Origin of the sequence: Pseudomonas sp. REP124, from assembly GCF_020164475.1 — a bacterium.
In the GTDB taxonomy this organism is placed as follows: domain Bacteria; phylum Pseudomonadota; class Gammaproteobacteria; order Pseudomonadales; family Pseudomonadaceae; genus Aquipseudomonas.
This window is the reverse complement of record NZ_JAIQWX010000100.1, coordinates 1-24,140: the sequence shown is the minus strand read 5'-3', so window position 1 is coordinate 24,140 and position 24,140 is coordinate 1. Positions and strand designations below refer to the sequence as shown.

21 protein-coding genes, 1 tRNA gene, 1 pseudogene and 1 riboswitch are annotated in these 24,140 nt (G+C 59.9%); of the genes and pseudogenes, 16 read left to right on the top strand and 7 right to left on the bottom strand.

Annotated features, from left to right (window positions below; all coding sequences use genetic code 11):
• Positions 1-39: 39 nt before the first annotated feature.
• Positions 40-495 (bottom strand): hypothetical protein, encoded by a 456-nt coding sequence (locus K9857_RS21310; protein ID WP_224539021.1) that lies wholly within the window; start codon positions 493-495, stop codon positions 40-42.
• Between the two features lie 396 nt (positions 496-891).
• Positions 892-992, top strand: a riboswitch (guanidine-I (ykkC/yxkD leader).
• A 62-nt stretch (positions 993-1,054) separates the two neighbouring features.
• Between K9857_RS21310 and K9857_RS21305 the strand changes: the two genes are divergently transcribed.
• The 12 genes from K9857_RS21305 to K9857_RS21250 all read left to right on the top strand — a co-directional run bounded on the left by K9857_RS21305 (position 1,055) and on the right by K9857_RS21250 (position 15,068).
• Complete coding sequence (locus K9857_RS21305) at positions 1,055-2,122, top strand: putative urea ABC transporter substrate-binding protein (RefSeq protein WP_224539019.1); 1,068 nt, start codon at positions 1,055-1,057, stop codon at positions 2,120-2,122.
• A 15-nt stretch (positions 2,123-2,137) separates the two neighbouring features.
• Positions 2,138-2,953: an ABC transporter permease gene (locus K9857_RS21300; RefSeq protein ID WP_224539016.1), complete on the top strand. Its 816-nt coding sequence runs from the start codon at positions 2,138-2,140 to the stop codon at positions 2,951-2,953.
• A complete protein-coding gene (locus K9857_RS21295; protein WP_224539014.1) occupies positions 2,950-3,738 on the top strand; it encodes an ABC transporter ATP-binding protein in 789 nt (262 codons plus the stop codon). The genes K9857_RS21300 and K9857_RS21295 overlap by 4 nt, the downstream gene beginning before the upstream one ends.
• 12 nt (positions 3,739-3,750) lie before the next feature.
• On the top strand, positions 3,751-4,476 hold the full coding sequence (locus K9857_RS21290) for an urea amidolyase associated protein UAAP1 (protein ID WP_224539012.1): 726 nt from the start codon (positions 3,751-3,753) through the stop codon (positions 4,474-4,476).
• Between the two features lie 11 nt (positions 4,477-4,487).
• Entirely contained in the window at positions 4,488-5,129 is a 642-nt protein-coding gene (locus K9857_RS21285; protein WP_017336948.1) for an urea amidolyase associated protein UAAP2, read from the top strand.
• Positions 5,130-5,442: 313 nt separating this feature from the next.
• Positions 5,443-9,111, top strand: a complete 3,669-nt coding sequence (uca, locus tag K9857_RS21280) for an urea carboxylase (protein WP_224539010.1) — start codon at positions 5,443-5,445, stop codon at positions 9,109-9,111.
• A 24-nt stretch (positions 9,112-9,135) separates the two neighbouring features.
• A complete protein-coding gene (gene atzF / locus K9857_RS21275; RefSeq protein WP_224539008.1) occupies positions 9,136-10,908 on the top strand; it encodes an allophanate hydrolase in 1,773 nt (590 codons plus the stop codon).
• A 214-nt stretch (positions 10,909-11,122) separates the two neighbouring features.
• Entirely contained in the window at positions 11,123-12,616 is a 1,494-nt protein-coding gene (locus K9857_RS21270; protein ID WP_224539006.1) for a sensor domain-containing diguanylate cyclase, read from the top strand.
• Entirely contained in the window at positions 12,603-12,821 is a 219-nt protein-coding gene (locus K9857_RS21265; protein ID WP_224539004.1) for a cysteine-rich CWC family protein, read from the top strand. The genes K9857_RS21270 and K9857_RS21265 overlap by 14 nt, the downstream gene beginning before the upstream one ends.
• Before the next feature lie 33 nt (positions 12,822-12,854).
• Complete coding sequence (locus K9857_RS21260) at positions 12,855-13,547, top strand: pseudouridine synthase (protein WP_224539002.1); 693 nt, start codon at positions 12,855-12,857, stop codon at positions 13,545-13,547.
• A 311-nt stretch (positions 13,548-13,858) separates the two neighbouring features.
• Positions 13,859-14,743 (top strand): alpha/beta fold hydrolase, encoded by an 885-nt coding sequence (locus K9857_RS21255; RefSeq protein ID WP_224539000.1) that lies wholly within the window; start codon positions 13,859-13,861, stop codon positions 14,741-14,743.
• 251 nt (positions 14,744-14,994) lie between these two features.
• Positions 14,995-15,068, top strand: a tRNA-Gly gene (locus tag K9857_RS21250).
• Positions 15,069-15,459: 391 nt separating this feature from the next.
• On the opposite strand, the gene K9857_RS21245 is transcribed toward K9857_RS21250, so the two are convergent.
• The gene (locus K9857_RS21245; protein WP_224538999.1) at positions 15,460-16,302 is read right to left on the bottom strand and encodes a hypothetical protein; all 843 of its coding nucleotides are present in this window, start codon (positions 16,300-16,302) and stop codon (positions 15,460-15,462) included.
• 348 nt (positions 16,303-16,650) lie between these two features.
• Between K9857_RS21245 and K9857_RS21240 the strand changes: the two genes are divergently transcribed.
• Complete coding sequence (locus tag K9857_RS21240) at positions 16,651-17,298, top strand: TetR/AcrR family transcriptional regulator (RefSeq protein ID WP_224538997.1); 648 nt, start codon at positions 16,651-16,653, stop codon at positions 17,296-17,298.
• Positions 17,299-17,458: 160 nt separating this feature from the next.
• Here the strand turns inward: K9857_RS21240 and K9857_RS21235 are convergent, their stop codons facing one another.
• Entirely contained in the window at positions 17,459-18,790 is a 1,332-nt protein-coding gene (locus K9857_RS21235) for an RES family NAD+ phosphorylase (protein ID WP_224538995.1), read from the bottom strand.
• A gap of 209 nt (positions 18,791-18,999) precedes the next feature.
• Here K9857_RS21235 and K9857_RS21230 point away from each other — a divergent pair, with 209 nt between their 5' ends.
• On the top strand, positions 19,000-19,356 hold the full coding sequence (locus K9857_RS21230; protein WP_224538993.1) for an MbcA/ParS/Xre antitoxin family protein: 357 nt from the start codon (positions 19,000-19,002) through the stop codon (positions 19,354-19,356).
• A gap of 64 nt (positions 19,357-19,420) precedes the next feature.
• Positions 19,421-20,314: a viroplasmin family protein gene (locus tag K9857_RS21225; RefSeq protein ID WP_224538991.1), complete on the top strand. Its 894-nt coding sequence runs from the start codon at positions 19,421-19,423 to the stop codon at positions 20,312-20,314.
• A gap of 130 nt (positions 20,315-20,444) precedes the next feature.
• Here K9857_RS21225 and K9857_RS21220 read toward each other — a convergent pair whose 3' ends face one another.
• The 4 genes from K9857_RS21220 to tnpA form a co-directional block, all read right to left on the bottom strand.
• Entirely contained in the window at positions 20,445-21,029 is a 585-nt protein-coding gene (locus K9857_RS21220; RefSeq protein WP_224538989.1) for a nucleotidyltransferase family protein, read from the bottom strand.
• 22 nt (positions 21,030-21,051) lie between these two features.
• On the bottom strand, positions 21,052-22,587 hold the full coding sequence (gene tnpC / locus K9857_RS21215) for an IS66 family transposase (RefSeq protein WP_224538987.1): 1,536 nt from the start codon (positions 22,585-22,587) through the stop codon (positions 21,052-21,054).
• Between the two features lie 63 nt (positions 22,588-22,650).
• Entirely contained in the window at positions 22,651-22,986 is a 336-nt protein-coding gene (gene tnpB, locus K9857_RS21210; protein WP_224538986.1) for an IS66 family insertion sequence element accessory protein TnpB, read from the bottom strand.
• Positions 22,983-23,303 (bottom strand): IS66-like element accessory protein TnpA, encoded by a 321-nt coding sequence (gene tnpA, locus K9857_RS21205; protein ID WP_224538984.1) that lies wholly within the window; start codon positions 23,301-23,303, stop codon positions 22,983-22,985. Before tnpA ends, tnpB begins: the two co-directional genes overlap by 4 nt.
• A 309-nt stretch (positions 23,304-23,612) precedes the next feature.
• Between tnpA and K9857_RS21200 the strand changes: the two are divergent.
• A pseudogene (locus tag K9857_RS21200) lies at positions 23,613-24,140 on the top strand (hypothetical protein); the annotation flags it as partial.

Here is a 24,140-nt window from a genome sequence, read left to right as displayed (position 1 = left end):
CGAGCAAGCCCGCTCCCACATTGGAATTGCGCTCAAGGGTTAACGGTGATTCCACCGCCCATCATTCCCCCCACGCCCATCGCGATCGCCTCTGCCGCCGCGATAGTTATTGTGTCCGCCACGGTCGCCACGGCGGTCGTTGTCCCACCCACCTCGTTTGCGGTTATCCCAGCCATGGTTCTGATACGCCCGATGATCAGGGCGTGTCTGGTAGTAGCGCGGGGCCGGCTGGTAATAGCGCGGCGATGGTTGATAAACCCGCGGCTGGTAGTAATACCTCGGCGTTGGCTGGTAGTACCGGGCAGGGGGTGAGTAATACCGGCGAGGCGGGGTGTAGTACCCACCATTCGAGTAATACGACCCACCGGAGTAATACGCCGGCGCGGGCGAGGTATAGACCTCCGAGCTGTAGTAACTGACTCCTCCATCGGAATAAGGTACGCATCCACCCAGGGACAGACCCAACACAGCAATCAGTAGAATTCGTCGGTACATGGCGGCCTCCTGGACCGCGAGTGAGCCGCACCAGCGACGCTGGCAGGCGACAGTCGATCATTGGTTGACTGTCAAAATATCTGACACCGGATTCGGAATCTGGTGCGCACCCGAAACAAGTTGAAACATCTCGCCGATGAAAGGTTTTTCATCTATTCACGTGCCGATTGATGGTGACCCTTGATCAATGCACTGCCGTGATAACGAGATCGGATTTGAGTGTACGCAAGCGTCCCATTGCGGTGCGCCGACGCACCATCGCAAGGCAGCCAGCTTCTTCTTCTCTCACCCTTAATCGCCGAACCTAGCGCACCAGAGCCCTCGCGCCGACTTGGCACGGCTCTCGCTTTAGTAAAACCGTGCAGGAGTCATTACAGGTTCGCGGCACCACAATTTGCAATGGCTGACTAGGGTTCCGGCTCGCATTCGCGAGTGGCTGGTCCGAGAGTTGGCGACCTCCAGTTGAGGTTACACGGCGGGAAAAAAGCCCGGGAGACAAGCCACCGTTCGCGGTGCCGCGTTGCCTTCTGCCCGCCCTTGATCAACTGGAGAATCCGATATGTCACGACTACGTTTCCCCGCCTTGCTCGCCGCCGCGTTTGCCGCGTTGCTCAGCACCCAGTCCCAGGCCGCAACGAAAGACCACTTCAGCGTCTGCTGGACCATCTACGCCGGCTGGATGCCCTGGGAATATGCCGGCAGCCAGGGCATCGTCGATAAATGGGCGAAGAAATACGGCATCAAGATCGATGTGGTGCAGCTCAACGACTACGTCGAATCCATCAACCAGTACACCGCCGGCCAGTTCGATGGCTGCACCATGACCAACATGGATGCGCTGACCATTCCGGCGGCCGGAGGCGTGGACAGCACCGCGCTGATCGTCAGCGATTTCTCCAACGGCAACGACGGCATTGTGCTCAAGGGCGAAGGCAAGAAAGTCGCCGACCTGAAGGGCATGGACGTCAATCTGGTCGAACTCTCCGTGTCCCACTACCTGCTGGCGCGGGCCCTGGATTCGGTTGATCTCACCGAGAAAGACCTGAAAGTGGTCAACACCTCCGACGCCGACATCTCCGCCGCCTTCAACACCGATCAGGTCAACGCCGTCACCACCTGGAACCCGATGCTCTCGGACATCAAGGCCAAGCCCGCGGTGACCGAGGTGTTCAACTCCAGCCAGATCCCCGGCGAAATCATGGACATGATGGTGGTCAATTCCCAGACCCTCAAAGACAACCCGGCCCTGGGCAAGGCGCTGACCGGCGCCTGGTTCGAAGTGGTCGAGTTGATGAACGCGAAAAACGCCACTGGCAAAGCCGCGCTGGAACACATGGCCAAAGCTTCGGGCACGGACCTGGCGGGCTTCCAGGCCCAACTGGACACCACCAAGCTGTTCGCAACCCCGCAAGAAGCCCTGGCATTCAGTACCAGCAAGCAACTGCCGGAAACCATGCGCAAGGTCGCCGAGTTTTCTTTCCAGCACGGCTTGCTGGGCGAAGGCGCCAAGGACACCAGTGCGGTCGGCATGGCCTTCGCCAACGGCGTGACCAGCGGTGACAAGGGCAACCTCAAGCTGCGCTTCGACCCCAGCTACGTGCAAATGGCCGCCGACGCCAAGCTGTAAACAGAGGACCTGGCCATGCGCCTGATCAATCGTCATCCCGATCGCCCCAGTCGCCTGTTGTTGGTGATCCTGCCGTTCGCCTTGGTGCTGTTCGCCTACTTCATGGGCTCGGCCGAGCGCCTGGCGGACAACCCCAACGACAAGCTGTTGCCCAGCGCTGTGCAAATGACCGACGCGGTGAAACGTCTGGCGTTCGCCGCCGACAGTCGCACCGGCGACTACGTGCTTTGGCAGGACACCGCCTCCAGCCTGCGCCGTCTGGCCATCGGCTTGGGCATCAGCGCTTTGGCCGGGCTGTGCCTGGGGATCGCCGCCGGCACCCTGCCGTTGTTCGGCGCGCCGTTGTCGCCCTTGCTGACGGTGCTGTCGATGGTGCCGCCGCTGGCGATCCTGCCGATCCTGTTTATCGTCTTCGGCCTGGGTGAGTTGTCGAAAGTGATGCTGATCGTGATTGGCATCACCCCGGCCCTGGCCCGGGACCTTGAACAGCGCGCCCGGGAGATTCCCGTTGAGCTGCTGATCAAGGCCCAGACCCTCGGCGCCTCGACCTGGACCCTGATGCTACGGGTGGTGCTACCGCAATTGCTGCCGCGCCTGCTGATCTCGTTGCGACTGATGCTCGGCTCGGCGTGGTTGTTCCTGATTGCCGCCGAAGCAATCGCCTCTACCGACGGTCTCGGCTACCGGATTTTTCTGGTACGCCGTTATCTGGCAATGGACGTGATCCTGCCATACGTAGTGTGGATCACCCTGCTCGCCTGGCTGATGGACTGGGGCCTCAAGCGCCTCACCCAACGGGCCTTTCCCTGGTATGAGGGAGCACGCCCATGAGCTTCATTACGGTCAAGAACGTGTGGCAGCAATACGCCGATCAGGTGGTGCTCGAAGGCCTGAACCTGAGCGTCAACGAAGGTGAGTTCTGCACCCTCGTCGGTGCCTCCGGTTGCGGCAAATCGACCTTCCTGCGCCTGCTGCTTGGTCAGGAGCGCGCCAGTCGCGGCGAGATCCTGCTCGACGGTCAGCCGTTGGCCGGGGAACCGGATTCGAGCCGCGGCGTGGTGTTCCAGCGCTACTCCGTATTCCCGCACCTGAGCGTGCTGGACAACGTGGCCCTGGGTCTGGAATTGCCCCGCTCGCCACTGCTGGGCCGGTTGTTCGGCAGTGCCAAACGCGATGCCCGCGAACAGGCCTCGGCGCTGCTGCACAAGGTCGGCCTCGGTCACTCGCTGGACAAGTACCCGGCGCAGTTGTCCGGCGGCATGCAGCAGCGTCTGGCCATCGCCCAGGCGCTGATCATGAAACCCCGGGTGCTGCTGCTCGACGAACCGTTCGGCGCCCTCGATCCGGGCATTCGCAAAGACATGCACGCCCTGCTGCTGGAGCTTTGGCGCGAGACGCAACTGACGGTGTTCATGGTCACCCATGACCTGTCCGAAGGTTTCAGCCTCGGCACCCGCCTGCTGGTGTTCGACAAGGTCCGCGTCGACCCGCACGCCCCCGGCGCCTATGGCGCGCGCATCACCTACGACATCCCTTTGAACAGCGACCGCCGCACCACCCGTGCCGCCGTCGACGCCCTGCCGGAACCGCTGGCAGGCACGCTTCGCATCGCTTAGAGGAATTTTGAAATGACGGATTCGACCCAACTGTTCCCGCCCTTCGCCGAAGAAATGCTCCCTGGCGGCGGCCATCGTTCGTTCGTGCTCAAGCGCGGTCAATTGCTGCGCCTGACTGACATTCGTGGCGGTGCCAACGTCAGCCTGACGCTGCTCAACGCCAACGAAAAAACCGAGCGCCTGAACCTGCCCGACAGCCTCAAATGCCAGCACACCGCCAAACTCACCACCGGCCATTGCCTGTACTCGGACATGGGCCGGGTGCTGGCAGCGATCACCGCCGACACCTGCGGCTGGAGCGACAGCCTTGGCGGCGTGCTGTGCGCCGAGGAAGTGGCGGAAAAATACGGCGCCGGGCGCTATCAGGAATTGCGCAACGGCTTCTTCCGCAACGGCACCGACAACCTGCTGGTGGAATTGGGCAAGTGGGGCCTGGGCCTCTCGGACCTGCTGATGACCCTCAACCTGTTCAGCCGGGTGAACGTCGATGAGGACGGGCGCATCCACTTCGTCGAGGGCAACTCCAAAGCCGGTGACTACATCGAGCTGTACGCGCCGATGGACACCCTGGTGGTGCTGACCGCCCTGCAGCACCCGATGGACCCGGCGCCCGAGTACGCACCGAAACCGCTAAAGCTCAGCTGGATGAACGCCGACGCCAGCGTCGCCGAACACTGCCGCACGTCGCGCCCGGAAAACGAGCGCGGCTTCATCAATACCGACCGTCTGTTCGCCTGAGGATCGCTGCCATGTCACTCGCAATCGCTACCGCTCAAAAGCATCCGGAGACAGCGGTCTACCGCGCCACCATCCCCGCCGGTGAACCCTGGTTGATGGAGGTCAAGGCGGGCCAGACCCTGCGCATCCTCGACCTGGAAGGCAATCAGGCAGTCGATACGCTGTTCTACAGCGTCGCCAACCCCAAGGAGCGCTACGACGTACAACGCACCCTGCGCCGGCAGAACAGCGTCTACCTGAGTACCGGCAGCGTGCTGTATTCCAACCTCGGCAAACCGATGCTGACCATCGTCGCCGACACCTGCGGCCGCCACGACACCCTGGGTGGCGCCTGCGCACAAGAGAGCAACACCGTGCGCTACGCCTTGGAAAAACGCTACATGCACAGCTGCCGCGACAACTACCTGCGCGCCTGCGTGCACGACGGGCGACTGGGCAAGGGCGACATCGGGCCGAACATCAATTTCTTCATGAACGTGCCGGTCACTGCGGATGGCGGGCTGACCTTTGAAGACGGCATTTCTGCGCCGGGCAAGTACGTCGACCTGCGTGCCGAGATGGACGTGATCGTGCTGATTTCCAACTGCCCGCAATTGAACAACCCGTGCAATGCCTATAACCCGACGCCTGCGGAGCTTTTGGTATGGAACTGAAACTCGCGCGTTTGCGCCGATGGTTATTTGCCCTGTGCCAGGCCCGGTCGGGGCAGTGCTTCACAAAATAAGACCAGCACAACCTGTTCCCCCTGTGGGAGCGAGCCTGCTCGCGATGGCGTCGGCACATTCAACACTGAATTGACCTGACCCACCGCTATCGCGAGCAGGCTCGCTCCCACAGAGGGCAGACCAAGGCGTTCTGAAGAATTGATTTTCCCGCCGGGGACGACCCCGGCGCTTCTCGAAAAACTGCGGGACGGCCCGCATCCCAGGTCGAGGCTGATGTGCAATCGCCTCCGGGGGTTATGCCATGTTCGAAAAAGTCCTGATTGCCAACCGTGGCGCCATTGCCTGTCGCATCCTGCGCACCCTGCGTGAACTGCACGTCAAAGGCGTCGCCGTTTACTCCGAAGCCGACGCCGCCAGCCTGCACCTCATGCAAGCCGACGAGGCCCATAGCCTGGGCGAAGGCGCCGCAGCCGGTACTTACCTGGCGGTAGAAAAAATCCTCGCCATCGCCAAGGCCAGGGGCGCCACGGCGATCCATCCCGGCTACGGTTTTCTCTCGGAAAACGCCGCGTTCGCCGAAGCCTGTGAAGCGGCCGGCATCGCCTTCATCGGCCCGACGCCCGAGCAACTACGCGTCTTCGGCCTCAAGCACACGGCCCGTGCCCTCGCGAAACAACACGGCGTGCCGATGCTCGAAGGCACCGAACTGCTCGACAGCCTCGAGGCGGCGCTGATTGCCGGCGAACAGGTCGGCTATCCGGTGATGCTCAAGAGCACCGCCGGTGGTGGCGGCATCGGCATGCGCGTGTGCCGCAACGCCGCCGAGTTGAGCGAGTCCTTTGAAGCGGTCAAGCGCCTGGGCCAAAACAACTTCAGCGACGCCGGCGTGTTCATCGAAAAGTACATCCAGCGCGCCCGCCACCTGGAAGTGCAGGTGTTCGGCGACGGTCACGGCGAAGTGATCGCCCTTGGCGTTCGTGACTGCTCGGTGCAGCGCCGCAATCAGAAAGTCCTCGAAGAAACCCCGGCGCCCAACCTGCCTGAAGGCATGGCCGAAGCCCTGTGCGCAGCGGCGATCAAGCTGGCGAAGGCGGTGAACTACCGCAGTGCCGGCACCGTAGAATTCGTTTTCGACAGCGAAGATCAGCATTTCTATTTCCTGGAAGTGAACACCCGCTTGCAGGTCGAACATGGTGTCACCGAGCAAGTGTGGGGCGTGGATCTAGTGCGCTGGATGGTCGAGCTGGCGGCGGGCGATTTGCCGCCGTTGAACGTACTGAGCCAGGGACTGAAGGCCGACGGCCATGCGATTCAGGCGCGGCTCTACGCCGAAGATCCGGGACGGGATTTCCAGCCGAGTCCCGGCCTGCTCACCGCGGTGAATTTCCCGGTGGCCGATGGCAAGCAGTTGCGCATCGACACCTGGGTCGAGGCCGGTTGCGAGATCCCGCCGTATTTCGATCCGATGATCGCCAAGGTCATCAGCTGGGCGCCGACCCGCGAAGAGGCCCGCGCCGATCTGCATCAGGCACTGGGCGACAGCCTGCTCTACGGCGTGGAAACCAACCGCGATTACCTGCGGCAGATTTTGCTCGATGTGCCTTTCGCCAGCGGCCAGCCGTGGACCCGTTGCCTGGAGAGTCTGGTCTACCGAGCCAACACTTTCGAGGTGCTCAGCGCCGGCACCCAGACCAGCGTTCAGGACTACCCCGGCCGCCTCGGTTACTGGGCCGTGGGCGTGCCGCCATCGGGTCCGATGGACAGTCGCGCTCTGCGCCTGGGTAACCTTTTGCTCGGCAACGAGGAAGGCGCCGCCGCTCTCGAAATCACCATGAGCGGGCCTTTGCTGCGCTTCAATTGCGAGGCCGTGGTGGCGGTGACCGGAGCCGAGATCCCGCTGTCGTTGAACGGGGAAACCGTCGCGATGAACACGGCACTGCTGATTCCCGCAGGTGCCACTTTGAGCCTGGGCACCATTGCTGGTATTGGCGCGCGCACCTACCTGTGTCTGCGCGGCGGCCTGCAAGTGCCGGACTATCTGGGCAGCAAAAGCACCTTTACCCTCGGCCAGTTCGGCGGCCACGGCGGTCGCGCCCTGCGTGCTGGCGATGTGTTGCATGTGCCGGCCTTGAGCGACCGCAGCACCGGGCAGCAACTGCCTGAAGAACAGCTCGGCGCGTTGCCGGACGTGCGGCAGATCCGGGTAATCTACGGCCCCCACGGTGCGCCGGAGTACTTCACCGAAAACTACATCGACACCTTCTTCGCCACCCAGTGGGAAGTGCACTTCAACTCCAGCCGCACCGGTGTGCGGCTGATCGGACCCAAGCCAGAATGGGTGCGTGCCGACGGCGGTGAAGCCGGGCTGCATCCTTCGAACATTCACGACAATCCGTACGCGATTGGCGCGGTGGATTTCACCGGCGACATGCCGGTGATCCTCGGCCCCGACGGCCCGAGCCTGGGCGGGTTCGTGTGCCCGGTGACGGTGATCGAGGCGGATCTTTGGCAGCTGGGGCAACTCAAGGCCGGGGACAAGGTGCAGTTTCGGCCGGTCGATCTCAAGACCGCCCGCAACCTCGCCCTGAAATGGAATCAGCACTGTGGGAGCAAGCCTGCTCGCGATGGGGCCGGTTCGGACACCGCGTCAACTTCATCGCGAGCAGGCTCGCTCCCACAGGAGAGTGGTTCAAAGGGGGTTGGTTCTCAGGAGGGATTGGTGTCACCGGTGGTGCTGGACATCGGCCAGGCCGACACGCGCCTGGTCGCCCGCCTCTCCGGCGACACTCACCTGCTGCTGGAAATCGGCGCCCCCGAACTCGACCTTGTCCTGCGCTTTCGCGCCCACGCCCTGATGCAGGCTCTGGAAAGCAAACACCTGCACGGCGTGATCGACCTGACGCCCGGCATCCGTTCCCTGCAGGTGCACTACCAGCCCGAGCAACTGCTGCTGGCCGATCTGTTGGGTATCGTCGCCGGTGAGTGGGACGCCGTGTGCGCCGCCCGGGACCTGCAAGTGCCGTCGCGCATCGTCCATCTGCCGCTGTCCTGGGACGATCCGGCGTGCCAGCTGGCGATCGAGAAATACATGACCACCGTGCGCAAGGATGCGCCGTGGTGTCCGAGCAACCTGGAGTTCATCCGCCGCATCAACGACCTGCCGAACCTCGATGAAGTGCAGCGCACGGTGTTCGACGCCAGCTACCTGGTCATGGGCCTGGGTGACGTCTATCTCGGCGCTCCGGTCGCTACGCCTCTCGATCCGCGGCACCGTCTAGTGACCACCAAATACAACCCGGCCCGCACCTGGACCGCGGAAAACTCCGTGGGCATCGGCGGCGCCTACATGTGCGTGTACGGCATGGAAGGCCCCGGTGGCTATCAGTTCGTCGGCCGTACCTTGCAGATGTGGAACCGCTACCGCGAAGTGGCCGCGTTCGATGGCAAACCCTGGCTGCTGCGCTTCTTCGACCAGATCCGTTTCTACCCGGTGAGCGCTGAGGAACTGCTGCGCATCCGCCGGGATTTCCCTCTCGGGCGCTTCGATCTGAACATCGAACACAGCCAGTTGAACCTCGCCGATTACCAGGCATTCCTGGCCCAGGAAGCTCAGTCCATCGCCGCCTTCCGCCAGCAGCAACAGGGCGCGTTCAACGCTGAACGCGAGCGCTGGATCGCCAGCGGCCAGGCGCATTTCGACAGCGAGGAAGCCGTCCCGGAAACCACCGAAGACGCGCCGCTGGCCAGCGGTGAAATGAGCGTCGACAGCCACATCGCCGGCAACCTCTGGCAGGTCCAGGTGCAAGCTGGCAGCCGGGTCGAGGCCGGCGATGTGCTGGTGATTCTGGAGTCGATGAAGATGGAGATTCCCGTGCTGGCGCCCACGACTGGCATCGTGCGGGAAATCCGCGTGCAACCGGGCTCGGCGGTGCGCGCCGGACAGCGCGTCGTGGTGCTGGAACTCGCCTGAACCCATTTGAAAAGGACATACGCCATGACTATCAATCTGCAACTCGACGTCCTTCGCATCGCCTACCGCGACGCCAGCATCACTCCCCGGCAACTGCTATTGAGCCTGCGCGACAAGGCGGCGGCGTTGAACCCGGACTATCACCTGTTCATTCATTTGCTCAGCGTCGAAGAACTGGAGCCGTATCTCGCCGCCCTCGAAGGTCGCGATATCGACAGCCTGCCGCTGTACGGGGTGCCGTTCGCGATCAAGGACAACATTGACCTGGCCGGTATACCGACCACCGCCGCGTGCCCGGCGTTCGCCTATGTGCCGCAGCGTTCCGCGACCATCGTCGAGCAATTGCTGGCGCTGGGGGCGATCCCGCTGGGCAAGACCAATCTCGACCAGTTCGCCACGGGGCTCAACGGCAGTCGCTCGCCCTACGGCGCGTGCCCTAACAGCGTGTTGCCGGAGTATCCGTCGGGTGGCTCCAGCGCGGGTTCTTCGCTGGCAGTGGCGCTGGGCGTGGCGAGCTTTTCTCTTGGCACCGACACGGCGGGTTCCGGGCGAGTACCGGCGGCGTTGAACAATCTGGTCGGGATGAAGGCCACCAAAGGACTGATTTCCACCGCAGGTGTCGTGCCCGCCTGCCGTACGCTGGATTGCGCGACGACCTTCACCGCCACTGCGCGAGAGGCCAGTCATCTGCTGGCGCTGACCGCACACCTCGATCCCCGGGATGAATACAGCCGCGCCAACCCGCTGTGGAATGACGGCTCGGCGTTCGGCGCGCCTCGCCCGTTCCGCTTCGGCGTGCCACGGGCGCAGGATCTGCAGTTCTTCGGCTGCCCCGAGGGGCCGCTGCTGTTCGCTGATGCCGTAGAGCGGCTCAAGGCGTTGGGCGGAGAGGCGGTGGAGTTCGACCTGTCGCCGTTCCTCGAAGCGGCGCGGTTGCTCTACGAGGGTCCATGGGTGGCCGAGCGATACAGCGTGGCTGGCGAACTGATGGAGCAAAATCCCGAGGCCGTGCTGCCGGTGATCCGTGCCGTGCTGGCCAAGGCGCCCGCTGTCAGCGGCGTACAAACCTTCCGCGCGCAGTATCGCCTGCAAGCGCTTAAAGCCGTGTGCGACAAGGCCCTGGTCGATCTCGACTGCATGATGACGCCGACCATCGGTCGCCCTGTCACCTTGGCGGAACTGGATGCGGAGCCAGTGCTGCGCAACTCCGAGCTGGGCTATTACACCAACTTCATGAACTTGCTGGACTACGCCGCCATCGCCGTGCCGAGTGGTTTCATGGAGAACGGCCTGCCCTGGGGCGTGACGCTGTTCGGCCGGGCATTCACCGATCAGTATCTGTTGAGCGTGGCCGATGGCTTGCAGCGTCAGCAGAATTTGGCGGCGCCGACCACCGTTGCCCGAAACGACCGCGCGCGGCTGGTAGTCTGTGGCGCGCATCTGGATGGCTTGGCGCTGAACTGGCAGCTCAAGCAACGGGGCGCCCGGCTGGTGGAAACCACCTTCAGTTCGGCCGACTATCAACTGCATGCGCTGGCCGGCGGCCCACCGCTTCGCCCCGGGATGGTTCGGGTCAAACAGGGCGGCGTGGCGATTGCCGTGGAGGTCTGGGAGTTGCCGAGCAGCGAATTGGGTTCGTTCCTGACCGGCATCCCGGCGCCTCTGGGGCTGGGCAAGGTGCAACTGTCGGACGGGCGCTGGGAGAGCGGATTCATCTGTGAGGGCTATGGCCTTGAGGGGGCGATTGACATCAGTCATTTCGGCGGTTGGCGCGCGTACCTGAAAACCCTGCAATAACCCCGCAATCCCCCTGTGGGAGCGAGCCTGCTCGCGATGGTCGTCAACGATAACGCGGGCATCCTGATTCCCCGCGGTGTCCTTGAGTGCATCGCGAGCAAGCTCGCTCCTACAATCAACACAGGAGCGACCATTCGCGGCGCACATGAAGCAGCTATTTCCCTGCTGTTACCACTAGAATGCATGCCATCGGACTATTGCCAATGGAATTGCCATGCCGCTTCGCTCGCCGCTGTACTCTCAACGCTCGTTGATACTCACGCTGGTCGCATTGTTGGGCGCGGGCTTTTTGGCGACTTCCTTTCTCAGTTACTACGCATCGCGGACGTCGATCCGCGACAACATCGTCAATACCGAGCTGCCGCTGACCTCGGACACGGTCTATTCGGAAATCCAGAAAGACCTGGTCCGGCCGATCCTGATTTCCTCGATGATCTCCCGCGATACCTTCATGCGCGACTGGGTGGTCAACGGTGAGCGCGACACCGACCAGATGACCCGTTACCTCAACGAGGTCATGACCCACTACGGTGCCTACACCGCCTTCTTCGTTTCCGATGCCAGCCTGACCTACTACCACGCCAAGGGCGTGCTCAAGCAGGTCAAGGTAACGGAGCCGCGCGACGCGTGGTACTTCCGCGTGCGCGACATGAAGGATCCGTACGAGATCAACGTCGACCCGGACCTGGCCAACAAGGACAACCTGACCGTCTTCATCAACTACAAGGTCTACGACTACAACGACCGTTTCATCGGCGCCGCCGGGGTCGGGCTGACGGTGGATGCGGTGATCAAGCTGATCGACAAGTACCAGAAGCATTACCAGCGCAGCGTGTATTTCGTCGACACCTTCGGGCGACTGGTGCTCACCGGTGCCGAGGGTGGCCCGCAAGGCGCGCGGGTCGGCCAGCCGCTTGGCGAAATCGACAGCATGAAGAACCTGGTGAGTCAACTGCCCAAACCCCACAGCGGCAGCTACGAATACTCCGGACAGGGCCAGGGGCATTTCCTCAATGTGCGCTTCATTCCGGAGCTGAACTGGTATCTGTTCGTCGACAAACTCGAAGACGGCGACCTCAGCGATATCCGCCGCTCGCTGTACCTCAACCTGCTGATCTGTCTGATTGTCACGCTGACCGTGCTGGCCTTGATCAATCAGGTGATCAAGCGCTTCCAGGGCAAGATCCACGCCCAGGCCACCCTCGACAGCCTGACCGAACTGCCCAACCGACGCGGCTTCGACCTGCTGGCCGCACAAGCGATGCACGAAGCCCAACGCGAGCCCAAGCCGCTGACCGCGCTGCTCCTGGACCTGGATCACTTCAAGGCTCTGAACGACACCTTCGGCCACATGGCCGGCGATCAGGTGCTGATCGGCTTCGCGAGAGATCTGGAAAGCTGCCTGCGCCATTCCGACATCGTCTGCCGCTGGGGCGGTGAGGAGTTCATCGTGCTGCTCAAGGACACCGACGGCGACACCGGGCTGATGATCGCCGAGAAAATCCGCCAGCACGTGGAACAACAGGCCTATGCCTACAACGGCAGCAACCTGCATCTGACCGTCAGCATCGGCCTGACCACCCTGCAGACCGATGACACCTTGCACACCCTGCTGTCCCGGGCCGATCATGCGATGTACCGGGCCAAACAAAGTGGCCGCAACCGAACCTGCGTGGAAAAGCCTCACTCCAGCTATGAACCCGCCTGAGCTCTGCCCCGCCTGCGGCGCACGTAACGACTGCGCCCTGGCTGACCCGCGAACCGCCGATCGGGCGTGCTGGTGCTACGGCGTCAGCATCGACCCAGCAGTGTTGCAAGCGCTGCCGGCCGAGCTGCGCAACGCCGCCTGCCTGTGTCCACGCTGCGCCCAAGTGGAGTCGCAGTTACAAGCAGGTTCCCGGCCGATCAAGTAAGATACGCGGCCTTTCCTTCCCCGATCCCAGGCCATGCGCGTCGACCGTTTCCTCAGCAACCTGCCTCGCTTCAACCGCAAGCAGGTGCGTCTGTTGCTGGTGGAAAAGCGCGTAAGGATCGACGGCAAGATCGTCAGTGATCCGCACACCGAGGTCCGTGAATTCAGCCGCGTCGAAGTCGATGACGAAGTTCTGCAAGGCGGCAAGCCGCTGCGCCACTTCATGCTGCACAAACCCGCCGGTTGCGTCAGCGCCACCCGTGACCCGCAGCACCCCACCGTGCTCGACCTGATCGACGAGCCGGACAAGGACGACCTGCACATCGCCGGCCGCCTGGATTTCAACACCACCGGCCTGATGCTGATCACCAACGATGGCAGCTGGTCGCGACGCCTGACCCAGCCGCAGACCAAACTGCCCAAGGTTTACCATGTCGAAACCGAGCAGGACATCGGCCCCGAATACGCCGTGAAATTCACCGAAGGCCTGTACTTCGCCTTCGAAGACCTCACCACCCAACCGGCCGATCTGGAGCTGCTGGGACCGAAGTCGGCGCGGCTGAGCATCGTCGAAGGTCGCTACCATCAGGTGAAGCGCATGTTCGGCCATTTCGACAACAAGGTGGTGCGCCTGCATCGTGAGCGCATGGGCCCGCTGGTGCTCGACAGCGCGTTGAAACCGGGCGAATACCGCCCTCTGACCGCAGCCGAGATCGAATCGATCTAAGCCGGCGACCGCTCAGCAGAACTTGTCGAACAATTTACCAACGGCACTTGCGCAATGATGTGACCCCTGCTTGAATCAGGACGTCGGCCGAAATGTGACCGATGAGTCACCACATACTTCTAAGAAACTTTTTGCCGGTAGGAACCGTTGGTTCCGGCCTCACCCGGCAGACTGCCCGCCAATAACAACACCCGTCGACCGGACTGCAATGGATCGACATGGGCCTCCAAAATTCCAGGCATATGCCTACCTGTCACAAAGCTCGTGCAATCTCAATTGCGCGCATACCCGCTTGCCAGGAGTCTTATGACATGAGGCCAGAAATCGCTGTGCTGGATATACAGGGTCAATATCGGGTTTACACGGAGTTCTATCGCGCAGGCGCCGCAGAGAAGACCATCATTCTGGTCAACGGCTCGATGTCCACGACTGCGTCGTTTGCTCAAACCGTGAAAAACCTCTATCCGCAGTTCAACGTGGTCTGCTACGACCAGCCCTACGCGGGCCAGTCAAAAGCCCACAACCTGCACGAGAAAATGCTGACCAAGGAAATCGAAGGGCAGATCCTTCTGGAGTTGATCGACCACTTCGACGCCGAACACGTGCTGTCGTTTTCCTGGGGTGGAGCCGCGGCCATGATGGCGCTGTCGCAAAAGCCACGCCGCATTGAAAAGGCCGTGATCAGCTCGTTCTCGCCGGTGATCAACGCACACATGCTCGATTACCTGGAGCGCGGCGTCGATTACCTCGGCAGCCGCGACGGTGACCGGGTCGGGCATCTGGTCAACGACACCATCGGCAAGCACCTGCCGTCGTTGTTCAAGCGCTTCAACTACCGTCACGTCAGCTCCCTGGCCGAGCACGAGTACGGGCAGATGCACTTTCACATCAACGACGTGCTGCACAGCGATCGCCAGTGCTACCTGAATGCGGCGAAAAAAATCGACGTGCCGGTGCTGTTCCTCAACGGCGAATGGGACGAATACACCTCCGCCGACGACGCCCGGTTGTTCGCCAACCACGTGCAACACAGCACCTTCAGCACCCTGCAGGCCACCGGCCACTTTCTCGACCTGGAGCACAAAGCTGCCTGCCGAGACAGCCAGAACGCATTGATAGGGTTTCTGAAGCCGGGCCAACATGAAGCCCGACCGCGTTTCAACTACGTCCAGGACCACCATGCATTGGCCATCTGAAACAGCGTCATCGCGAGCAAGCCCCGCCCTTCTGCACTGCAGGAGCGAGGCTTGCCCGCGAACGACCGTCTCGGCGTCACCTGAGCTAAAGCCGTGTGCTGCAAAGAAAAACTTCATTTCCAAACGTACATCTGGTACAAAGTCACCGCTCCAGGCGGGTGTCGTATAATGGCATTACTCCAGCTTCCCAAGCTGATAACGAGGGTTCTTATTGGACATGCCGTTTTAGTGCACCGTGAAGGCAAGAAAATGCGGGTATAGTTGAATGGTACAACTATAGCTTCCCAAGCTATCGGTGAGGGTTCGATTCCCTCTACCCGCTCCACCTTCCAGCCAGCATTTCCGGGCCTTCCAGGGGATCATCCCCAGTCAGGAAGCCCCTCTAAGCCTCATGGCAACGCCTCGATCCCAGCTCCTCAGTACCTCCCCTAGAGTCACCAAAATTTGGTGCACCGTCAGCGCCGTCCAGAATGACGAATCGACAGATCATCGTCATCCTCGTGCCACCCAATAAACCCCAAAAAGCTCACTTCATGCCTAGCCTGGATCGCCGACAAGCTCATCATCGTGCGTTCAGGAATGCCGTCCCGGAATGCCACTCAGGAAGACAACCCAGAACTTTCGAAAGGGAGCGAGCGGTATGGCCAGTCCTCCCCCTCAAAAATCACCTGGACGTCTCCAGGGCTCCAAACGACCACCAGCATCCACTCCAATGTTCAGTCGATCCCCATCTTCCGATCGAACCCCTGACCACGGTCACGATCACGCTCACGTTGGCGGTAGCGCTTTACAAAGCTGGCTTCGATCAGCTCTTCGACTCCCAGCCCAAGTCCGCAGTTTACCAACGACGCCATAGAACTATCGGTCAGAAAAAAATCATCGGGAATAAAGCCAATGTTCTCCACTCTGTTCCTATCAAGTTCTGCTTCAAATGCTTTCAAGAAGTCAGCCAGCCCAGGACGACGAGCTTCAGTTGCTGCACTTGCAGCGGAGTCATCAGCAACTGTTACTGCATTGGCCGCATTGATACCAATCTGCGCCACCACTTTACTTATGGAAGGCCAATATTTGAGATCATACTGATAGGTTAATTTCTCCAACTTACCTTTCACGTGAGACCTGAAAAGCCCGTTATCCTCAGATGCCTCTTCAACGACATCCATAACATGGTAGTAAGTATCACTACTAAAACTAGACACCTCTTTAACTTGGGTGCGCTGCGAGAGCAACTCCGAGAGCAACTCTGAAACTTTTGCAATTCGCACATTCAATTCAGTGAGCTTATCCCGATCCTCGCGAGCTTCTTTGATCTTTCCAGGATTCCAGGAGTACACCGCAGTTGTGAAAACGTCGAAGAATGATTTCAGCGCCCTAGGCTGTTCAGCTAGCGCGCCATGCAGCTCCACGTAGACATCAGCAAGCTCAGTGGAGCGCCCCAGAAGACCTTCAATGATCCGGTTGATACTGCGCCAGATACCGTGCTCCTCGTTATATTTAAAGTCCTCACGCAAAATATTTTCACACGCTTCGATTGCAGCAGAACGATCTTTAACATCCATTTTAAAAACCTCAATTATTTGATAAGCCGATGATAAGGCCTTAGCTGTTAGGTGTCGGTACCTATCCGAAAAAAAATCTCTCCGTTACGGGTACCCTTAACGCGAACCACCCACCATCCAGCCAGAGCAGAGCATAAGCTCAGCCATCAAGCCAAAACCAAAAACGAAGCGGCAGATAATCAAACGGCGCCCCTGTCCATATAATCCGGCAATAACTAATCCCGCTCACCAAGCCCCGCAGCCCAAGCAGCTTTACTTTACACCCCAGTAAAGTTAATTAGGCGAAACGTGGGTGGCGGATCGCATCTCTTTCAGTAACACTTAAGCGACTCTAGATAGGTAACTGATATGAACGTGGCCACCTCCTCCCCCGTCGACGACTTGCTCAACCCAGGCGAAAGCGCATCACGGCCAGTCCGGATTCTGGCGGCTGCGGGCAGGATGTTCATTGAGCACGGGTATGAAGGAGCCAGCATGGAGGAGATCGCCAAGGCTGCAGCGGTGACCCGCCAGACTCTGTACAACCGCTTCCCCGATGGCAAGGAGTCGCTTTTCGTGGCGGTGGCAGAGCGGATGTGGGAAGCCTTCCCCGTCATGAACGTTGCAATAGATGAGCGCGCACTGTCCGACCCGAGGAGGGGCCTCATGCAGATCGCCACCGCGTTCGCGTGCTTCTGGTCTGGCCCGACAGCCGCCGACTTCCTACGCATGGTCATCATGGAAGGCAGACGATTCCCTGTGCTCGCCAGCCGATTTGACGAGGTTATCCAAGCGCCGGCAATGACCGTCATCAGCGACTACCTGGCCGAACTAGCACGCAGAGGTGCCTTGGCAGTTCAAGAGCCTGAGACTGCAGCCCGCGACTTCATGGAGATGCTCGATGGTCGGGTTCTCTGGAAACAGGTCAGAGCCAACAGTGAGCCGCTTGCCCGAGAGGAGATCGAGCAAATCGTGGAGCGCACCGTGGACGCCTTCCTGCGATCGCTCCGGCACTGAAATCCCATAGATCAGCGAAAGGCCCGCAAACACCCGCAAAAACTGCAAACACTTGCCAAGACATCCGAACACGCACGATCAGTCCACACATCGCAGGCCTGAAGGCTTCTAGAGCCCGCTCCCCGAACCCTGACGCCACAGACCACAGACCTACACTCAATCAGAAATCCCCATCCAGCAGCCCCTCCATACCCGCCGGAAGCGAATGTGCGCTACTTGGTGGCGTCAGCGCGCTTTGCACTGGCAACGGCAATAGCTTGTCCTCCGGCAGCTCCTGATCATCTGTGTCGTACTTCACCTGCCGGATCCCGTGGTAGACAAGACTGCCACTGACATACTCAATGCAAGGCCCATCGGACTCCTTGGGGCCTCTGACCATATAGCCGTTCCGAACCCTCCCCATCGAAGCGGTAGCAGCGCAGGCGACGTGCGAGAACAGCACGATGTTGCTGCCGGCGCTCTCCTGCACGGATTTGAAGATCACACCATCAATACGGGGCTTGCAGTGGGTCGCCAGGTACTCAGCGATGACTTGAGTAGTCAGATAGTCGCGCTCTGCTCCAGGGAGCACCGGCACCGTGATTGCGTCATGCAAATACCTCAGGAAATCCCGCCGCCCCACCTTTGAATGGTATTTGGAGTCAAAGAAGCTTGGCATGGGCCCAAGGTCTGCGTTTTCGAAACGTCCGAAATCCAACACTTTTACCGCCCTGACCAACCTGAACTTGCCACTCACGACGGTGCCGCCGACCGGGGGACGCAGCTCAGCGACACAGGTCTTACGCTCGAAGGCTCCGTAAAAGGCTGGAACACCTGCGGGGTTCATCCTTCCTTCACCGGCCCGCTCCTTTGGAGGCGCACCAAGATTACGTGCAGGATCAGCTGTGATCTCGGAGACGCTTTCGGAGCTCATGCAGGTTCGCGCGCGGTAGATCGGTGGCGAGCCTTCAGGTGTGAGCAATCGCACCACAGCATGCTCATCAGATGAGGCTGAGTACTTGTCCAGATCTTTGAAGATCCAGTCCAGGAACGCCTTGGCGCTGTCGTTGAAGAAGCGGATTCCATGCTTCATACCTTCTTGGAATTCGCACCACTGGTGGCCGATGTCATCCAAGCTGAAACGTTGTCTGGAGTACCGAATGTCGTCACTGTATGACGTCAGGCGCCGGCAAACTGCACCCACAATAGGTTCAATGTTGTCGCAGCCAAAAATTTCACTGACCCAGTATTCGATGCCCTCGCCTTCTTGCTGGTCGATCCGCCCACCGCTCCAACGCCAAACGTGATCACCTTCTGTGATATAGACACGAAGGATTTCATTGACCCGTTCGACGATCTCAGCGAGAGGTACACACTTGCGCTTCAAGTCGCACAGGCTGCACTGAGAAGAGGCCCCACTGCGCTGAATCTTCCTCCCAAGGAAGGGGTCGTGCACGCACTGATAGCACACCATCTTGGTAGCCTCGCCGTCCTTCACATTTTCGTTTCGCATGGTGCTGGCAATTCCTGGGCCTGTTCAGAAAGACGGGCATGATGGCTGAAGAGTTGCGATGGGAATACCATTCAACGGCTCAAGACCCAGATTGCTCAGGAATAAGCGCTGCCCTTCACTGTGGGCAGTAATGCCGTCCATTGCGTCTGCCAGATACTCGATCCGGACGTAGCCATAATCCGGATACTGAGCCCACCCAAGGAATCGACATGCTGATCGAGCTCGACCTGAACCATAACGACGCGCAGGCGCTGTTGCACCATTGCACAGAGCACCAGCCAAGCTCTGATGATTTCCGAGAAAATACTCGCCTCAGAGAGGCCTTGGAAACGCTCGCAGAGGCAATCAATGACGCGATGAGTCCGAGGGAGGAAAGCCCAGAGTCTTCGGAAACGATTGACTCACGGTTGCTTGATGCGGCCATGGCAATCTTCGGCGACAAGAAAAGCGCGGGGAACTGGCTATCGAAACCCTTACGAGCGTTGGGAGCAAAACGCCCGATGGATGTCCACATCGACGACGCCTTGAAACTTCTTGCGCGCATTGAGCATGGGTTCGGTGCCTGAAAGCATTGCGAGGTTTGCAGATCACCCCGCAGGCCGATTAAGTGATTCAGGGAGGTTGCACAGGATGGCCAAGAAGCCGAAATTCTACGCTGTTATCCACGGACGGAAACTCGGGATTTTCAATAGCTGGGAAGGTGGGGCTCGCTTGTCGATTGACCGTTTTCCGGAAGCGAAACACCAGTCGTTCGCAACGCTTGAACTCGCTGAGGAGTGGTACCGCCAGAACACCCCCACGCCAGGCTCGAACCACTCACCGGTTCTTCACTTCAGCACACAAGCCTCAGGGAAACAGCCGACGGCCACCCCTGAACAACCAACCCTAGACGGCGTTGTTGCCAAGGACTATGTCGTCTATCTGATCATTGATCCCGTAACGGAGGAGCCATTCTACGTGGGGCAGACAGGCGACTTCGAAGGCAGGCAGCGAGGCCATCTCGGGAAAGCCAACCACGACTGCAAGCGCGCGGCAGCCAAGATCGCCCAGATACTCGATGACGGGATGACCCCAGCATTCAAAGTTGTGGAAACCTGCGAATCTGAAGAGGCCTCATTGGAGGCAGAGACACGCTGGATCGAGCGCTGTACCGCCAGGGGTATCACGGTTTGGAACCGCATGAGGGAGCATCGCCAAATCCAGGCATTACACATGAAGCCCAGAATCGAGTTTGATCGAATTATCGGGGACGGCCCCTTCACCCTCGGCCCCTACCCATACGACTCCAGATTTGAGCTGAAGTGCAAGCTCAATGCCTTCCTGGCCAAGTCTGCCCAAGGTGCGATACAGCTGGGCATGGCCACCGAGAAGCTCAGGTTGATCTGGAAACTCACCGGCCAGGCAGGGGAAGTCAGCGAATTTCGCATCGTCAAGAACGCATCCAAGCATCAGCTCGAAGCAATCCTCGTGTCCGGATCAACCATGAACTTTGACTACGCCGCCGCGATTGACCGCCTCCCCTAACTACCCTCCTAAGCAGGGGGAGTACACCTCAGGCGTCTCGGTTTGCTCGTGACCAAGGACAGTTTCCGCCATTGAACGCGCCTGTACGATGACTTCCATCAGTGCAGCCTACAAATCCGTAAGCGTCCGGTTAAGTCACCTTGACGCAAGGTCTAGGAGGTAGCCCCGAGAGCGTAAGCATTGGCCAAATCTTCAACCAGTTTTTGGACGTGACGCGGTCTTGATAGATAGCATTTTTATCCGTAGCGAACCTTCCTGCTGGCCGGATTATCAAGTCAAAAAGATCATCAAAGCCCAACGGCGCAGCGATTTCATATGTGCCGTCCTCCCGCAGTCTTATCGCTAGCGCTGTGGCAGTTTCTGGCCAGTAACGCATTGCATCGGTCGCCGACTGATAGGGCTCATCGCCGTTCTGAACATGCATTCTCGCTTGGTTTTTCACAGACCACAGTACGTTCGGGTCTAGGTCTCTGAGGACTGCCTCTAGGGCTTCATCTTGCTCGGGTGTGCAACGTGTGGAATCAAACCAGATGACATCAACGTCTGTTGAGACCGTAGATGAGCTGCGACCGTGCAGATGATCCCAAACCGCGTTTCGGACGAAACCTGCTCCTATCCAGCAGTCGGGCAAGTTCAAGGAGCGCACTATTTCGAGCATCCTTCGCCGAATGGGGTCATCCGAAATGATTGCTTGGATTGTCGAGCTATTGTCCACTTGGAAGATCACCCCGTTGAAGCTAGGCCTGCACCCACTGATGCGGCAGCAGCTGCCCAATCTCACTTGCCCGCTGTGTCGGCAGCAGCGTCAGCACATCTTTGAGATAGGCATACGGATCATGCCCGTTCATGCGCGCCGACTGGATCAAACTCATGATCGCAGCCGCTCGTTTACCACTGCGCAGCGACCCGGCAAACAACCAGTTCGAGCGCCCGAGTGCCCATGGCCGTATCTGGTTCTCGACCTGATTGTTGTCGATGGGCACAGATCCATCGTCCAGGTAGCGCGTCAGCGCTACCCAGCGTTTCAGGCTGTAGTCGAGGGCTTTGGCCGTGGCTGATCCATTGGGCACTAGGTCGCGCTGTGCCAACATCCAGTCATGCAGTGTTTTGCTGATCGGTACCGCCATTTCCTGACGTATTCGCCAACGGTCTTCGTTGCTCATGTCCCGAGCCTGGCGTTCAACCTCGTACAAACCGCCAATTGAGTGCAGCGCCTGTTCGGCCAGCTGGCTTTTGTTAGCGACATGCAGGTCGAAAAACTTGCGGCGAGCATGAGCCATGCAGCCGATTTCAGTGATGCCTTGTTCAAAACCAGCCTTGTATCCAGCGAAGTCGTCGCAGACCAGCTTGCCGTTCCAGTCGCCCAGGAAGTTGCGTGCATGTTCTCCGGCGCGGCTTGGACTGAAGTCGTAAACCACCGCTTTGATCACCGAAAACGGCGTAGTGCTATAGGCCCAGACGTAGGCTCGGTGGGTTTTCTTCTCGCCCGGAGCAAGCATTTGTACCGGTGTTTCATCGGCGTGAATTACGCTTTGGCTCAGCACAGCTTCACGCAGTGCATCGACCAGCGGCTGGAGCCGCACACCGGTTTGCCCGACCCACTGGGCTAAGGTCGAGCGAGCAATGGCCAGTCCGGCACGACCAAAGATTTTCTCCTGCCGATACAGCGGCAAGTGATCGGCAAATTTGGCCACCATCACGTGGGCCAGCAGGCCTGCGGTCGGGATACCTTTGTCGATGACCTGCGCCGGCACCGGCGCCTGGATCAATGTTTCGCACTGACGGCAGGCCCATTTGCCACGTATGTGTTGCTCAACGGTAAACACGCCCGGCGTGTAATCCAGCTTCTCGCTGACGTCTTCGCCGATGCGCTGAAGTTGGCAGCCACAGCCGCACTGAGTGTTTTCTGGTTCGTGTCGAATCACGGTGCGTGGAAACTGCGGCGGCAAGGGCGCACGTTTCGGGGATTGCCGGGCTTCGGCCTGCGGTGAAGCTGGGAGAAGCTGTTTCAGCTCGGCCTCGATCGCTTCAAGATCAGTATCGAGCAGGTCATCCAGCAAGCTTCCTTGCGCCGGGCTGATTTGCTCGCTGCGCTTGGCAAACTTGTGGCGTTTGAGCAGGGCGATTTCGAACTTGAACTGTTCGATGAGGATTTCGTCGTTCTGGATCTTCCGGCTCATCGCCTCGACCTGGGACTGCAACTGCAACGCCTGTGCCGCCAAGGCACGAAGCTGTTCCGGAGTCATCTGGTCGAGATTGGGCGAGAAAGTCATGCCGCCGATTGTGCCAGAGCAGGCACGTAACGACGACAAGTAGACCGGCCAAATGGCCGGCGTTTACAGCATGCTGATCACACCGCCTGCGCCGACGCGCTGCCACGGCAGGCCCAGCACCAAAGCCTGGAGTTGTTCGCTGTCGAGTTCGACCTCGCAGCCATGGCGAATGCCGGGCCAGTGGAACTTGCCTTGATTCAGCCGCCGCGCTGCAAGCCAGACGCCCACGCCGTCATGCACCAGCACTTTCATTCGATTAGCCCGGCGATTGGTGAACAGATAAGCGCAGTGCGGCTTCGCCGCACCGAACACCGCGATCACTCGGGCCAATGCCGTTTCGGTGCCGGCGCGCATGTCCATCGGCTCGGTGGCCAGCCAGATCGCATCGATGCGGATCATTGAGCGACAGCCCGAATGAATTGTGCGCAGCCCTCAGGATCCGAGGCTGGCCATTTCACAGTTAACAATTGCCCGGCCATGGGCACCTCAATGATCACTGACGAATCGGCTGGCCGTTTAGGTGCGGCCTTTAACGGAACAAATGCCGGTAGCGAGGTTGCTGCGAGCTGTTCTCGAAAGAGCGGCATCCATTTGCGGATGACGTTGGCATTGATGCCGTGGCTGATGGCGACACTGGACACCGTTGCGCCAGGCTGCAGGCATTCCCGCACGACTTGGGCTTTAAATGGTTTCGGATAAGAGCTTCGTTGGCGCATGGAAATCCTGGCGATAAGGGTGATCGCGTCCGCTTAAAAATACGCGGACACCATCGCCCTTAATGCTGGAGTTCGGAAGGTGCGTTCGCCGGACGCTTACACAAATCCGCCCCAAGGGCAAGCCTGCCCTGCTGGCGAGCCCTCCAGAGTTGATTAGCACCAGGAGCGGTGGTACGGTGCCGCCTTCGGTTTTCCTGGATCGAGCGGTCGGCATGCAAAGCCCTTGCGCATCAGGTGCTTCGCCCTTCTTTCGCACGCACTTCGACAATTGTCAGCGGGCAGCCGACACCGTGACATTGGAGAATTGCCATGCGCGTTCCGATCTATCCCGAAGATCTGCTGCCCCAAACCGCCTTTAAAAGACTCGCTAAAAGCATTCAGAAAAGATGGCCAGGGAATTCGCCCATCCTGCTTTCTCTTGCTCGCGAGACCCTTTCTAAAGGGCTAGGGTATACGAGCTACCACCACCTCAGGAAAGCGTCCGTCACCTGCCCTCGGGATGCAGAAACACCTGCCCTGCCCGCCGTGCACGCCCAGATCGCGGCGGCGATTTCTTCGGTACTGGCCTTGGCCAGCGATGCCTCAGTACCGCGCAGTGTCCTTGACTCTTTTGTCGAAACTCTCACGTTGAAAGCGCTTAGCACGTTCAAGGGGGCTGCCTCACGAGGCGTTGAGGTGACCAAGATCCCAATGCCTGATTTAGACCAGACTGAAATCTGTCCGGTGAACACCACCGCCCCAGAGTCAGAAGTCCCGCGCTACACGTGTCCCCCTATAACGCACAAGCCATCGAAGCTCCACGCCATTTCGTTGGGGCTGGATGTCTTCACTCACAGT